A 14354-nucleotide genomic window follows, 5' to 3' on the forward strand; every position below is an offset into this window, starting at 1 on the left:
AAAAAAAGCTTCGGAGGATGAAAAGCTTCGGTAGGCAGGGGTACAAAGGCACGAAGTATCACTAAGGGGAAAAATCCTCTTTCGAGAACTAAGGAGGCTTTATGTTTTGTGTGTTTGAACTAAGTTATGGGCTTCGCAGCAGAATTAAAGTGATGCAATCACGCTCTTTAGCTTCAACTGAATTTCTTCGGCTATTTCTACCAGGTCTTTATTCTCTATGGCCTGCATAGAAGCCATGGGGTCTACGGCTGCTACCTCAATACCTTCTTGCTTTTGTTGAACGATGACGTTGCAAGGCAACATAACGCCAATTTTATCCTCTACCAGTATCGCCTTATGAGCATATGCCGGATTGCAGGCGCCCAAAATCCTGTAGGGCCGGATATCCTCATCCAGTTTTTTCTTTAAGGTAGCCTGCACATCAATTTCGGTAAGGATACCAAACCCCTCCACTTTTAACGCCTCAGTTACTTTTTCAATCGCTTCTTCAAAACTTACATTTTTCAATGTTTTCTCGTGATAGTATTTCATTGTTCTATTTTTTATAACACACTAATATAATCATTTAAAACTCATCAAGATGTAACACTAGTTACACAAGGGTTTAAAGACTTCTTTAAAAAAGTGCTTACTCACTTTACATGAGACCCATTAGGAAATGGTTCTGCAACACAGGATGCTTTATGAAGTGTCTGTTAGCTAAAAAAATCAACTAGGTCAAGCATTGTTTGAGGAGTGTTTGCCTTTAGTTGTTTGATGGTTTCTTGTTTTTAAAAACCAATGTTCCGCTGTAAAAATGGCAACCATAAATAGTAGGGAAATGATTACAACGAAAGGGTCGCTCTTAGACTTTATCCAAAGAAATGCGCCCAATACCAAGGCGTCCAGAATGATGGCAGTGATTACAATGCCTGCATTTGCTTTTATTTCTTTTCGCAGCTTCTTTAAAACACCCCAGTGAACAACAATATCCATCACAAGATAAAAAATGGCACCCATTGATGCAATCCTGCTAAGATCAAAAAAGATGGTAAGCACAATAGCGATGACCGCAACATAAACCAACATATGCTTTTGAATATTGCCGGGCATTCTAAAATGGCTGTGTGGAATAAGCTTCATATCAGTGAGCATGGCTGTCATCCTAGACACCGCAAAAATGCTGGCAATAATACCCGAAACCGTGGCCACAATGGCGATACCTACCGTAAACCACAGCCCATACTTGCCAAATGCCGGACGTGCTGCCTCTGCCAGTGAATAATCTTTAGCTTTTACAATTTCAGGAATATATAAGTTGGCCGAAACCGCAAAGGCTACCAGTAGATAAACAACCAGGCAAATCAGCAGGGATATGATAATGGCACGGCCTACATTTTCATAGGGATTGGTGATTTCGCCTCCGCTATTGGTAATGGTGGTAAACCCTTTGTATGCTAATATGGAAAGAGCAAGTGCGCCCAGGTAACTCACAATCGAATAATCATCGGTTTCCACCTGTGGCATGACCTGATCAAATGAAAATCCGGCAGCCCATAACCCACCGATGGCAAAAATGGCTATACCTCCAATTTTGATAATTGCCATGATAAGCGAAGATTTACCAATAATTTTATTGCCCGAAATATTCACAACAAAGGCCGCAACGATTAACAGCACACCCAGTACCGGAACCAGAAAACTGTTGTCGCCCACATCAAACAGCTGAAGTGTGTATGTGCCAAAGGTGCGGGCCACTAAACTTTCATTGATGACCATAGAAAATGCCATAAGCAAAGCGGCACCTGCGGTAACCGTGCCTTCACCATACGCCTTTTTAAGATACATCGCGATGCCACCGGCTGACGGAAAAGCATTGGACATTTTAATATAGGAATAAGCACTAAAACCGGAAATAATAGCCCCTACCAGAAAAATAAAAGGAAATAAGGTCCCCGACAACTCAGCCACCTGACCCAACAAGGCAAAAATGCCTGCACCTATCATCACGCCGGTACCCAGACCTACAGCGCCTCTAAGGGTTAAACTGTTTTTCTTATATTGCCCCACGGTAAAACTCTATTTTTCCAGTTCAGCTTTTTTCTTTTCAAACTCGGCCTCGTCAATTTCGCCTTTGGCATAACGGTTTTTCAGGATTTCCAGCGGTGAAGCCGTATTATCACTTCCGGTAGCCGTTGGGGTATTCCCTTGAAAAAGATTGCCTCTGCTTAATGCTACAATTAAAACAATGACAATTATTGCCCCTATAATCCATCCGTACATCATAATCTTTTGATTTAATAAATGTGATACATTTCTGAAAACCTCATCTAAGGTTCAGTTTTCGGTTATTTTTTTAATGATGGGAGATTATCTGTGATGACCGTGGCTTCCATTACTTACTGACCATAATCTCTTGACCTTCCATTATTGATTTTTTATTCATAAAGCCCTTTCCGGGCAATTTTAGGATTATTTATTTTTCAACTCAGAATCATCCATCATTTGCCCATTGTGCTGACCATCCTCGTGCAATTGGTTATCGTTTTCCATAATTTCAGTATGGTCTTCATTCATAATGTTTGGATGATGCTGATCTTCTTCTTTCTTCTTATCGGTACAGGAAATGGTAATAGAGGTGATAAATAATATGATTAGAATCTTTAAAAATTGGTTTATTGAAGTTTTCATAATGTTTTGTTTTTGGTTTTAAATCGTTTAAAAAGTCTGTTTTTTAATGCTTAAAATTTTGAAGAATATTATAGCGTATCAATCACTGCCTTTAGCTTTGATTGAATCTCTTCGGCTATTTTTACCAGCTCATTATTCTCAATGGCCTGCATAGAGGCCATGGGGTCCACAGCTGCCACTTCAATACCTTCCTGCTTTTGCTGAACAATGACGTTGCAAGGCAGCATAACGCCAATTTTATCCTCTACCAGTATCGCTTTATGAGCATATGCCGGATTGCAGGCGCCCAAAATCCTGTAGGGCCGGATATCCTCATCCAGTTTTTTCTTTAAGGTAGCCTGTACATCAATTTCGGTAAGGATACCAAAACCTTCAACTTTCAGGGCCTCGGTAACTTTTTCAATCGCTTCTTCAAAACTTACATTTTTCAATGTTTTCTCGTGATAGTATTTCATTTTTTTTATAAGAGTTCAAGATAATGATTTAAAGCTTATAATACTTTAACACAAGTCACAAAGAATTACTAAAAAATATAATATCCTTAGTGCCCTTTAGAGACTTTGTGGCTAAACAAGCTATAACTTCATCTAACTTTCTGTCTGAAGATATTGCAAACAAAAAAATGCTCAAGTAAACTTCCAAAAAGGGATTACCTGAAGTGATCCCTTAGTTCTCCCTCCCGATGGCTATCGGGATGCAAATAGAAAGTCCGCCGGTTATCACCGACGGGTTTTTATTTTACTGCGGTATAGAAAAGCTTTGGTTCACAAAAGTAGTTGCCTCAAATAGTTGATCGTTGAATTCACGCAAACCGGCTATTACAAGTTCCGGGTCTGTTATATGAATATGATGCGGTTTGTCATAAATCAAGTGTTTTTTGATTTCACTATTGGAATGGTTTATTAACTCCTCCATAAATGCAAGATTCCTGTTTTTGAAATCTCCATCTTGAGCAGTTGCAGATATGATATAAATAGGAAGATTTGAATTGTCCACATTGGAGGTTTTAAACTGTTCAATTGACGTATCTATAGCGACGATTTCCCTTCCAAAGGCTTGAATGCTTTTTGATGTTTTATAAAGAGGATGTGGCGGATTGGGAAGCATATAATAAGGAATTCCGCTCCAGGATAAATTTACTGCTGAAAAATTAAAGAATTTTTCCATAAAAGGAGGTGGCGGCAAATCGTCTTTCATTTTTTCGTGACTGGCATCAATTAAAAACAATCCCATAACATCTTGCGGAAACAGATGTGAAAAATAACGAATATGAGCACCTCCAATAGAATGCCCCACTAAAATATAAGGGCCCGGAATATTTTCGGTGGTGAGCAATTCGTTTAATTCCAATGCTATTTGATGGGTGGTCCTGGGCTCTGAATTTGCTTCGCTAAAACCAAGACCGGACCTGTCATACATAAATACACGACCCATTTGTGCAAGTGAATCCTGAATTTTTTGCCAGGTATGTATATTCTCGCCTAAACCTGTCTCAAGCACAAAGGTGAAATTACCTTCACCTATTAACTTGTAATGCATTTTGTTTTTAGATAATTCTGCAAAGTTGCCGGTTGGCTCAAATTCCTTTGTTACGTTTCTATCATAGATGTATTGACTTATAGTCCCATAAATCAGGAATCCAATAATCAAAACAAAGAGTATCCCAAAGAACCATTTCAATATTTTTTTTAAGGTTTTCATGAGCTTATCAATTTATGGTGAAATACATTTGTTAAAAGTTACTTGTTTATTTTACCCAAAGAGGTGCCCCATCTTCCCATTTATTGTGTGTAATCCGCACGCGTTCTTTGGTATTTACATTATAAGCCACAATTTCACCATACATCTGGGGTGAAAATATTATGGGCTGTATGAGCGGCTGCTCATCATTGATGCCAAAGCCCTCAGTGGTGTAAATCAACCAATTGCCGTCTGGAGAAAAATGGGGATGTGCATTTTGTCCTGCGCCAATCGAAATTTTTTCAGGTTCAGACCAACTGTTGTCCGCATTTAATTTTATCATGAATATATCCATTGTTCGATACTCATCCTCACTTCTCAACCTGTCAGAAGCAAATGCAATTTTATCACCTTGTTTTGATATGGCAGGAAAATTGTTGCGGTGCGTGTCTTGAGTCAGGTTGATGACTTCATCCTTGGTTTTTAGATAGATATCAAAATTTCCGTTTCTTCCGCTGCGGAAAACCATTTTACCATCTTCACTAAAATCAGCAAAACCATCATTATAAGGCGAGTCAGATAGTTTAGAAACCTCTTTGGTATCAAAATCATATTTCCAGATATCTCCCTGTGTTTGGGCGCTGCCCCTAAAACTTCCGGTTGTAAAAACAAATGCCTTTCCATCAGGGGTTGCCTTACTGTCTAAAACTGAAAAATTGGCCGGGTTTGTATTGGTTTCCTTTTCAAGAGTAAATAATAATATTTTTTCTCCCGTAACATAATCTGTTTGATAAAAATGTAAGGTGGTATGCACAAAATGATTGATAAAAACAGTACAGAGGAAGGCAAATATGGCCAGACCGTAGAAAAGTGTACTGTATAATTTGGAAAGACGGTAGATATCCTTTCCGTTATCTTTTTGTCGAACATAAAGTTTGTACTGCCACCATCCCAATGCAAGCAATAGAATCGTCAGCACACCCATCACCAAACGGATTGTTAGTACAGACATAGGATTAATCGCATCAATGTATAAAAACAGCATACCGGTAATAACACCAAATACAATTGTAAGAATGCTGAACAGCATGTATCTCCAAAACGATAATTTTTTCCTGTTGCGAATACCCAGAATAATACCTGCTAAAAAAAGAACGACGATAAGCCCGGGAAGCCATAGCACACTATACCCCATTGGCTTCAGGAAATCAAAAATACCTTGCCTGTCAACAGCATCATAATAAAGCAACGTGTTCCCTTCCCGGGGAGGTGCCACAAAAGCCCTGCGCACACCATACGTTTTAACCACCTGATTTGCAATAGAAAGTGTATCAGGCAGTTTGGCCATTACATCTCCATCAAAGCCAAAATTGCCGGGTTTTCCCTGACTTGGCGCATATTTCCCTCCGTGGAAAACCATCAAGCCGTTAGGATGCATATCTGCGTGAAACATTAAATCAAGACTGTTTGAAACCAGCGGGTTAATCTCATTTGTAGTTTTATCAAACTGCATGATTTTAAAATCCTGTTCGCTGATCCAAGTAGTAAAAATCAATTTAGTATCCGAAATTAATTTAGGGGAAACCGCCGGACCTGAATACTCAAATAATTGCTTTTGCCCCGATCCATCAGCATTCATTTCATAAATAGAATTCTTGCCACTTCGTCCACTGTAGAATAATATTTTAGTGCCATCAGCCGACCAGGTTGGGCTGCCGTCCCAGGATTCTGAATCGGTGAGCCTTTTCAAGTTTCCGCCATCAATGTCTATGGAGTACACATCACCTGTTCGTTGACGCGCAAAAGGGAATTGAGGGTGTGGAACAATTTTATGAGCTCTGTCACTGCTAAAAGCTAGTTTTTTCCCATCAGGAGAAAATGCAGGCCTGAAATCCCCTCCGGAATGATTGGTCAGATTTACAGCCGCTGAAATATTTTGAAGGGAATCCGGTAAAAATGAGATGAGATATATTTCTGAATTTCCTTCGTGGGAAGCAACAAAAGCCAACTGGGAACCATCAGGAGAAAAAGCAGCCTGATCCTGAAAAGAATTACTTTTTATTAATGGGGATGCCGGCTTTGTTCCATCTGAAGCTTTCACATAAAGCTGTGGTATCCCTGATCTTTCTGAGGTAAAAACCACCCACTCACCGTCTGGGCTAATCACGGCATCATAGTCTAATGATGGATGGTCTGTAAATTTGGAAATGTACTCTCCGGAATCTCTTGAAATATAGATGTCCCAGTCTTGTGGGCTGAATGAGGAATAAAAAATTCTTTCAACAGACTGACTAAAACCAAGTCCACTACTAAATACTAAAAGAAAAACGGATAAATAGATTCGCTGCTTCATATCTTTTTAATTTGTTATCATCAAAGCATAAATACAACCCTACATTCATTTCCATTACATCATTAGTACGAATGTAATCATTTTATTTGAAAATACACATCTACAGCACTTTATGGCGCTTATATCCCTCTTGCACCTTTATTCATATAAAGTAGTACCTTTCATCAAAACAGCAAAAGGATAATTTAAAGTTATGTTGTTTGGGTTTGAAACTTTGGAGAACACGATGCTGCCGAAGCTTCGGAAGCAAATTAGCAAGCTAAGGTATATATACACCAAAAACCCTCTTACACGATTTTAGATTCCTTTGGTTTTAGTTCGGGTTTTCTTCGGGAAAAGTACCATATATAAAGGAAAACCCGAACAAAGCCCGAACAAAGCCGGTATTAAACTTGATGAAAAAATGAGGTTTGTAGTTTTAAAAGGTGACCGCATAGCGGTGGTGTCTTGGTGTAGACGATGGAGAAAAAGGTATTGGGATTACCTGCGGTGTTCCCTTGACGCTCCCTCCCGACACTTCGGGATGCAAATAGAAAGTCCGCCGGCTTTGGCCGTCGGTTTTTTTATTTTACTGTATGATTGCAAAGCTTTGGCTTTCCATCACTTCATTGAACTCATAGTGGCTTTTCTGAAAAGGGTATTGGGATTACCTGCGGTGATCCCAAGACGCTCCCCTTTGCAAATAGAAAGTCCGCCGGCTTTGGCCGTCGGTTTTTTATTTTACTACGGCTTTGGAAAGCTCTGGCTTTCCACGCCTTCGTAAAATAAAAAATCCGCTCTTATCAGAGCGGACTTTCTGCTTGTAGTGACCCCGGAGGGATTCAAACCCCCAACCGCTGGAGCCGAAATCCAGTGCTCTATTCAGTTGAGCTACGAGGCCAAAAAAGAGTTATGAACTCAATTTATCTTTAACAATCCCCGAAATGGTCTTCCCGTCTGCCTTACCGGCGAGTTCCTTGGAGGCCATTCCCATCACTTTGCCCATGTCCTGCATGCCCGAGGCACCGGTTTTGGCAATGATGTCTGAAACCACTTTTGCGATTTCTTGTTCGCTCAGTTGCTCGGGCAAGAACTGTTCAATCACAGCCGCCTGATCGAGTTCGGGTTGTGCCAGGTCTTCCCTGTTCTGCTCAGTGTAAATGGCTGCACTGTCCTTGCGTTGCTTCACCAGCTTTTGAAGCAGTTTGATTTCGTCATCTTCAGTGAGTTCGGTTTTTGCGCCGGTCTCTGTCTGTGCAAGCAAAATGGCCGATTTTATGGCACGCAATGAGGTTAACGCATTGGCATCTTTACTTTTCATCGCCTCTTTCATTGCTGTCATTACCTTGTCCTGCAAACTCATAGTTTCATTTTTTTTATTCGGACTGCGAAGATACAACTTTGAAGAATGTTTTGCCATTTCTTTGATGAGATTTTTAAGTGAAAATCACTAAACACAAACTACATTCTTAATCTTGTGCGAGATTCTTTTTTTAAAAATAGATTGACTTGATATTATTTGTTTTCATTTCAAGTCGAAAAATTCTAAAATTAAAATCTGCGCATATCTGCGGCATCTGCGGGAGAAAAATAGTGATGTATTTGCCCGCAGATTTCGCTGATTTACGCTGAATATTTAAATACTATGAGACCGTATTATGAATAATGTCAGTTTTTTGAAAACACTTTTTTAAATAAAAAACCCCAAAAACATTCATCCGTTTTTGAGGCTTTTTGAAGCAAATCTAACACTAAACTTACTCTTAAATAGGTTTAATCTACGTTGTCATGAAGAAACGAATTGTTGTTTCTCAATTGAATTTCGTCATTTTCATCTGTAGATAATGTAGTCCTGGAGATTTTTGAATTGTCTTTATTGCCGTCTTCCAACTCGATGCCCATACGTTTGTAGGCCGGTTGTTTTTCAAGTTCGTCCAATCTTGAATTGCTGTTGTTGAACTTATAGTTGAACGCTTTCATCTTTTGTTTGCGCTCTTCGGTTCTCTTTTTTAGCAAATCTGTAATGGGTGTATTCATTGGGTCTGCTTCTGTATTTTCATCCTTGACTTCCGGTTTGGGGTCAACGGTTTTCTTTTCAAAAACCAGTTCGTCATCCACCGGCTCACTCGCTTTGGCCTGTGGTTTTGAATTCATCAACATATCCTCCACATCCTGATAATCATCGAGGCTGTATTTCTTGACACCACCTTTAGATACTTCAGTAACCGGGATGATTTCAATGGAATCTTTCACGTGATAATCATTGATGTTTTTTTCAGGAGCTGATGTTTCTTCGGCTTTAGGCTCCTCTTTTTTATGATTTAAAGGCAGGTCAAAAATAAGCATCTGGCTTTGGTCTTCTTTTGGTGTTTCCTCCTCCGTTTTTTTGTTCATTTCAGACTCCACTTCAATGATTACAAAATCGTTGACTTCTATTTTGTTTACCATTTCCTGGTCAAACGATTCATAGTCTTCAGCCAAAACTTCATCATAACTCACCGGAAGGTTTTTAATCAAATCAGATGTTTTGATGTAACCTTCAAATGGAGTGCTTGGCTTTTCCTCTATATCCTCATCAAACAGGGTGTGCTTAATGATTTTCTTTTCCTGCTGAACTTCAGGTTCTTCCTCAATTTCAATCACTCTGGAAGCACCGGGTTTTGAAATCAATATTTGCTCTGCGGTTTGCTCATCATCGAGGGTGTGGATGATTTTTTTGGTTTCGGTATTGACGATTTCGTTTTGTTGTTCAACATTAAATCCCGTGGCAATTACGGTAACTGAAATGGCATGGTCCAGGGATTCATCTTCGCCCACACCCATAATGATATTGGCTCCGTGACCGGCTTCATTCTGAATGTGATCACTGATTTCACCAATCTCGTCAATGGTGATTTCTTCAGAACCCGAAACGATAAGTAGCAGTACATTTTTGGCTCCGGTAATTTTGTTGTCGTTCAATAACGGTGAATCCAGGGCTTTGGTAATGGCATCGTGAGCGCGGTTTGAGCCCACAGCGGTGGCGCTTCCCATGATGGCCGTTCCACTGTTGGCCAAAACGGTCCTGGCGTCACGTAAATCGATGTTTTGGGTGTAGTGGTGTGTAATTACCTCAGCAATGCCACGGGATGCAGTAGCAAGCACCTCATCGGCTTTTGAGAACCCGGCCTTAAAGCCCAGGTTACCATACACTTCGCGCAGTTTGTTGTTGTTAATAACAATCAACGAATCTACATTTTTACGCAGGTTTTCAACACCCAGTTGCGCCTGGTCATTTCGCATTTTGCCCTCAAACTGAAAGGGGATGGTCACGATTCCCACAGTAAGCACATCCAGTTCCTTGGCCATTTTTGCAATGATGGGTGCTGCCCCGGTTCCGGTACCGCCGCCCATTCCGGCAGTGATGAAAATCATTTTGGTGTTTGTGGATAGCATGGACTTTATTTCATCCATACTCTCAATGGCTGCATCTTTGCCCACTTCAGGGTTAGCACCAGCGCCAAGTCCTTCGGTAAGTGATACCCCAAGTTGTATTTTAATGGGTACAGGGCTATTTTCTAGGGCTTGTGAATCTGTGTTGCAAATCACAAAATCTACACCCTTTATTCCCTGCTTAAACATGTGGTTGATTGCATTACTGCCTCCACCACCCACTCCAATCACCTTGATGACGTTGGACTGGTTTTTAGGGAGGTCAAACTCTATTTTATCAAACTCTTTATTGCTACTCATAATCTTTAATTTGAATATTATTAAATACTGTTTTACTCGGCATTGTCCAAAAACTCTTTAAACTTTTCTGCCCAGTTTTCAAAAAAGCTTTTACGCTTTCTGGTGACTTTTTCCTTGTCGCCTTCTACGGGTTCAGGCGCTGTAGGTTCCATTTCATCAACAACCTCTTCAACTTCCTGAAGTGGTTTACTGTGCTTTTGAAGGCTGTTTAACACGAGTCCCACTGCTGTTGCATAAATGGGGCTGGTTGTTTCGGGGTCGCTGTTTCCTGCCAGGTGCTCGTTGGGATATCCAATGCGGGTATCCATCCCTGTGGTATATTCCACCAGTTGCTTGAGGTGTTTAAGTTCTGCCCCACCTCCGGTAATCACAATTCCGGCAATGAGCTTTTTCTTTTGCTCTTCATGACCGTAGGCTTTGATTTCGGCATAGACCTGTTCAATGATTTCAACCACTCTGGCATGAATAATTTTTGAAAGGTTTTTTAGCGTAATTTCTTTCGGCTCCCTGCCTCTTAATCCGGGTATAGACACAATCTCGTTGTCTTTATTTTCACCCGGCCAGGCGGAACCAAACTTTATTTTCAGCATTTCTGCCTGCTTTTCGATGATGGAACAGCCTTCTTTGATGTCTTCGGTAATGACATTTCCACCAAAAGGAATCACAGCCGTATGCCTGATGATCCCGTCTTTAAAGATGGCTAGATCTGTAGTACCACCACCTATGTCAATCAAAGCCACACCGGCTTCTTTTTCTTCCTGGCTTAAAACGGCATTGGATGATGCCAATGGCTCAAGTGTTATTCCGGCCAGCTCAAGTCCTGCACTTTTGATGCATCGACCAATGTTTCTGATGGAAGTGACCTGTCCTACCACTACGTGGAAATTGGCTTCCAAACGGGCACCATACATCCCGCGGGGTTCTCCTATTTCGGCTTGACCATCAACTTTATAATCCTGTGGCAACACGTGGATGATTTCTTCACCGGGAAGCATCACGAGTTTGTGCACCTGATTGCAAAGGGTGTCGATATCCTGATTGTTGATAACCTCTTCACCGTCTTTTCTGGTGATGTAATCGCTGTGCTGCAGGCTTCTGATGTGCTGTCCGGCAATTCCGGCAACGGCTTCAGTGATTTTCATTCCGGAATTCTCTTCTGCCGCCTGCACTGCTTGCTGAATGGATTGAATGGTTTGAGTGATGTTGTTGACCACACCGCGATGAACCCCCAGGCTTTTTGCTTTTCCAATACCCAGAATTTCCATCTTCCCATACTCATTGTAACAACCAATCATAGCGACAATTTTTGTTGTCCCTATGTCTAACCCCACTGCATAATTAGTTTTTTCCATAATTTACTTTTTTGTGGCTACAACCTGATTTTCATATTTCAAATTCACCAAATTGTAAGCTGAAATTGTACTGTCTTTTACTGTTTTCTGATAAAAAGCTTTAAAATTCCTAAACTTGGTATCGATGTTTTCGGGTTTACCAAATGCTATTTTAAAGTCGTGTACCCTTAAAAAGAACGTGAGTTCGTCATTGGGTTCCAAGTGAATGCCCACCACGTGTTGATTCATAAATTGGTCCTCCCTGATTTTAAGGAGCAACGGTCTTAAAGTTTCGTAATCTATATCAGATTTTCCCGTTATAAGTGGCACCCTTGCCGAGTAAACTTCAGAGAGCGGCATTTCCAAACCGTCTTCATCTATATAATATGCTGTGGTTGCAGCTACTCTGGCAATTGGCTTGCGTTGTTTGATTTTTGCCCCCAAAACCCCATCAACAGTAACAAATACTTCAGCTTTTGAAATCATCGGGTTATTATTTAACCGGGATTCCATCTCTTTCAAATCTAAAATATCTTTAGCTATGCTCGTAACCTCTGCATCATTTTGTATTAACAATTTATTAACCGTTTCGTGAGTGATGAAATGATTGTTATCGTCAAGGAAAATAACCTCCTTGCCCACCAAAAAACGCTGTGAGTTTCTTTGGGTTCCAAACGCAAAAAAGAACCCTACCAAAATGGTAAGAAACCCGAATTTTATGACATTCCAATTAATTCGCATGGCTGAAACTTTTTACTACTTGTTCTACTTCTTCACCTATATCACCTGCACCGAGCATCACATTGACAGCTGACCGGCTTTTGTGTATTTCTTCGGAAAGGTTTTCCTTTGAAACCAGTTTTTTATTGAGGTGGTTGATTTTTTCTAGCAACCAGGTGGAATTGATTCCCGGAATGGGTTTTTCCCTCGCCGGATATATTTCCATCAACAATACCTTGTCAAATTGGGCTAAGCTTTCGGCAAAACCATCGGCAAAATCACGTGTCCTGCTGAACAGGTGCGGTTGAAACACGACCAATATTTCCTTGTCGGGGTACATTTCGCGTACAGCGTGATGCACCGCATTGATCTCTTCGGGATGGTGGGCATAATCGTCGATCAGCACCAGGTTTTCGGTTTTGATTTTGTATGAAAATCGCCTTTTAACACCTTTAAAGGTTAATAAAGCTTTGGGCAGGTTGTGGATTGGGGTACCCAGACAAACAGCCATGCTCAAAGCTAAAACAGCATTAAACAGGTTGTGACGACCCGGAAGGTTAAGCACTAAGTTGTATATTGTTGTTGAAGGTGTTTTTAAATCAAACACATAGGCTCCGTTTTCTATCCTGACGTTTTGGGCTTCAAAGTCGGCAGGTTCTTCTATACCTACGGTCAATCCTTTTAACGGCAATCCTTTTTTGTGCAATAAAAAGCCGTTTTCAGGCACAAGAGCTGCAAAGGCAGTAAAGGCTTCTTTGATGGTTGCTTCATCGCCGTAAATATCGAGGTGGTCTGCATCCATTGATGTGACACCGGCGATGAACGGTTGAAGTTTCAGGAACGAACGGTCAAATTCGTCGGCTTCGACTACGGTGACTTTGTTTCCTTTCAAAATGAGATTGGAATTGTAATTTTCTGCCACACCACCCAAAAACGCGGTGACTTCTTCTTCAGCGTAAGCCAGTAAATGCCCTAAAATGGCCGAAGTGGTGGTTTTGCCATGCGTTCCGGCAACCGCCAGGCATTTGGTGTTTCTTGTAATTTCGCCAAGTAAATCTGAACGTTTTACAACGGAGTAATTTTGTTCTCTAAAATAATTTAACAGCTTGCTGTCCAATGGAATGGCCGGGGTGTAAACGATTAGTGTATTTTCCTTTGCATATTTTGATTCCACCAAAGCAACTTCGTCTTCAAAACTCACTGCAATACCTTCACTTTGCAATGCTTTAGTGATTTCGGAAGGGGTTTTGTCATAACCACTCACCACTTTCCCACTGGCATTGAAATAACGGGCAAGCGCGCTCATCCCGATACCGCCGATACCGATAAAATAAAAGTGTTGTATGTGGTTTAAGTTTATCATTTTTTGTTATCCAAAAGTTTTTCCACCTCATCGGCTATGGCTTTTGCGGCGTTTGGTTTTGCAAGTGATTTTAAGTTCAGAGCCAACTCTGCCCGACGTTCTTCTGAGTTTATCAATATCCTGAATTCACTTTCAAAAAGTATGAGCAGGTCTTTTTCCTCTATCATAATGGCGGCATTTTCCTTGACTACTGCTTCGGCATTTTTTCGTTGGTGGTCTTCGGCCACATTGGGCGAGGGTATAAAAATGACCGGTTTGCCCACCACACAAAGCTCTGATACTGATAATGCCCCTGCTCTTGAAATCACAATATCTGCTGCGGCATAGGCCAGGTCCATTTGGTAAATAAAATCGTGCACCTGAACGTCCTCCCCAACCCCACCCAAGGAGGGGCTTTCATTATTGTATTTTTTATACAAATCATAATAAAAAGCACCGCATTGCCAAATGACCTGCACATTGCAATCTTTGAAGAAAGGCAGCGAGTTTTCAATCAGTTGATTGATTCTTCTTGCGCCCAGACTTC

The 14354-nt window shown here is 40.8% G+C and carries 14 protein-coding genes and 1 tRNA gene; 1 reads left to right on the forward strand and 14 read right to left on the reverse strand.

The annotated features are described in order from the left end of the window. Window positions 1-144: 144 nt before the first annotated feature. The 7 genes from AC6F75_RS09170 to AC6F75_RS09200 form a co-directional block, all read right to left on the reverse strand. The gene (locus tag AC6F75_RS09170) at window positions 145-531 is read right to left on the reverse strand and encodes a DUF302 domain-containing protein (RefSeq protein WP_500714707.1); all 387 of its coding nucleotides are present in this window, start codon (window positions 529-531) and stop codon (window positions 145-147) included. A 186-nt stretch (window positions 532-717) separates the two neighbouring features. Further along, window positions 718-2049 (reverse strand): amino acid permease, encoded by a 1332-nt coding sequence (locus AC6F75_RS09175; RefSeq protein ID WP_500714708.1) that lies wholly within the window; start codon window positions 2047-2049, stop codon window positions 718-720. A 9-nt stretch (window positions 2050-2058) separates the two neighbouring features. Continuing rightward, complete coding sequence (locus tag AC6F75_RS09180) at window positions 2059-2265, reverse strand: SHOCT domain-containing protein (RefSeq protein ID WP_500714709.1); 207 nt, start codon at window positions 2263-2265, stop codon at window positions 2059-2061. 186 nt (window positions 2266-2451) lie between these two features. Then, entirely contained in the window at window positions 2452-2670 is a 219-nt protein-coding gene (locus AC6F75_RS09185; RefSeq protein ID WP_500714710.1) for a hypothetical protein, read from the reverse strand. A gap of 68 nt (window positions 2671-2738) precedes the next feature. Continuing rightward, window positions 2739-3125, reverse strand: a complete 387-nt coding sequence (locus tag AC6F75_RS09190) for a DUF302 domain-containing protein (protein ID WP_500714712.1) — start codon at window positions 3123-3125, stop codon at window positions 2739-2741. 283 nt (window positions 3126-3408) lie between these two features. Beyond that, window positions 3409-4371, reverse strand: coding sequence for an alpha/beta fold hydrolase (locus AC6F75_RS09195; RefSeq protein ID WP_500714713.1), 963 nt, complete (start codon window positions 4369-4371; stop codon window positions 3409-3411). Window positions 4372-4417: 46 nt separating this feature from the next. Next, window positions 4418-6703: a hypothetical protein gene (locus AC6F75_RS09200; protein ID WP_500714714.1), complete on the reverse strand. Its 2286-nt coding sequence runs from the start codon at window positions 6701-6703 to the stop codon at window positions 4418-4420. Between the two features lie 403 nt (window positions 6704-7106). On the opposite strand from AC6F75_RS09200, the gene AC6F75_RS09205 reads away from it, so the two are divergent. Further along, window positions 7107-7466, forward strand: coding sequence for a hypothetical protein (locus tag AC6F75_RS09205; protein WP_500714715.1), 360 nt, complete (start codon window positions 7107-7109; stop codon window positions 7464-7466). Window positions 7467-7509: 43 nt separating this feature from the next. Here AC6F75_RS09205 and AC6F75_RS09210 read toward each other — a convergent pair. The 7 genes from AC6F75_RS09210 to AC6F75_RS09240 form a co-directional block, all read right to left on the reverse strand. Continuing rightward, a tRNA-Arg gene (locus AC6F75_RS09210) sits at window positions 7510-7583 on the reverse strand. Between the two features lie 9 nt (window positions 7584-7592). Then, window positions 7593-8045, reverse strand: coding sequence for a GatB/YqeY domain-containing protein (locus tag AC6F75_RS09215; RefSeq protein ID WP_500714716.1), 453 nt, complete (start codon window positions 8043-8045; stop codon window positions 7593-7595). A gap of 410 nt (window positions 8046-8455) precedes the next feature. Further along, complete coding sequence (gene ftsZ / locus AC6F75_RS09220; RefSeq protein WP_500714717.1) at window positions 8456-10414, reverse strand: cell division protein FtsZ; 1959 nt, start codon at window positions 10412-10414, stop codon at window positions 8456-8458. 32 nt (window positions 10415-10446) lie between these two features. Beyond that, window positions 10447-11766 (reverse strand): cell division protein FtsA, encoded by a 1320-nt coding sequence (gene ftsA / locus AC6F75_RS09225; protein ID WP_500714718.1) that lies wholly within the window; start codon window positions 11764-11766, stop codon window positions 10447-10449. Window positions 11767-11769: 3 nt separating this feature from the next. Further along, entirely contained in the window at window positions 11770-12486 is a 717-nt protein-coding gene (locus tag AC6F75_RS09230) for a POTRA-like domain-containing protein (RefSeq protein WP_500714719.1), read from the reverse strand. Further along, window positions 12476-13828, reverse strand: a complete 1353-nt coding sequence (gene murC / locus AC6F75_RS09235) for a UDP-N-acetylmuramate--L-alanine ligase (protein WP_500714720.1) — start codon at window positions 13826-13828, stop codon at window positions 12476-12478. The genes AC6F75_RS09230 and murC overlap by 11 nt, the downstream gene beginning before the upstream one ends. Further along, window positions 13825-14354 (reverse strand): glycosyltransferase (locus tag AC6F75_RS09240; protein WP_500714721.1); only part of this gene is annotated, 530 nt, incomplete at its 5' end. The genes murC and AC6F75_RS09240, both read right to left, overlap by 4 nt.

This window comes from Planktosalinus sp., assembly GCF_059864935.1.

Coding starts and splice junctions, on each gene's coding strand:
- AC6F75_RS09190 (WP_500714712.1), bottom strand. CDS start 3,125: ATGAAATACTATCACGAGAAAACATTGAAAAATGTAAGTTTTGAAGAA.
- ftsA (WP_500714718.1), bottom strand. CDS start 11,766: ATGGAAAAAACTAATTATGCAGTGGGGTTAGACATAGGGACAACAAAA.
- AC6F75_RS09170 (WP_500714707.1), bottom strand. CDS start 531: ATGAAATACTATCACGAGAAAACATTGAAAAATGTAAGTTTTGAAGAA.
- AC6F75_RS09185 (WP_500714710.1), bottom strand. CDS start 2,670: ATGAAAACTTCAATAAACCAATTTTTAAAGATTCTAATCATATTATTT.
- AC6F75_RS09200 (WP_500714714.1), bottom strand. CDS start 6,703: ATGAAGCAGCGAATCTATTTATCCGTTTTTCTTTTAGTATTTAGTAGT.
- AC6F75_RS09195 (WP_500714713.1), bottom strand. CDS start 4,371: ATGAAAACCTTAAAAAAAATATTGAAATGGTTCTTTGGGATACTCTTT.
- AC6F75_RS09230 (WP_500714719.1), bottom strand. CDS start 12,486: ATGCGAATTAATTGGAATGTCATAAAATTCGGGTTTCTTACCATTTTG.
- AC6F75_RS09180 (WP_500714709.1), bottom strand. CDS start 2,265: ATGATGTACGGATGGATTATAGGGGCAATAATTGTCATTGTTTTAATT.
- AC6F75_RS09205 (WP_500714715.1), top strand. CDS start 7,107: ATGAGGTTTGTAGTTTTAAAAGGTGACCGCATAGCGGTGGTGTCTTGG.
- ftsZ (WP_500714717.1), bottom strand. CDS start 10,414: ATGAGTAGCAATAAAGAGTTTGATAAAATAGAGTTTGACCTCCCTAAA.
- AC6F75_RS09215 (WP_500714716.1), bottom strand. CDS start 8,045: ATGAGTTTGCAGGACAAGGTAATGACAGCAATGAAAGAGGCGATGAAA.
- murC (WP_500714720.1), bottom strand. CDS start 13,828: ATGATAAACTTAAACCACATACAACACTTTTATTTTATCGGTATCGGC.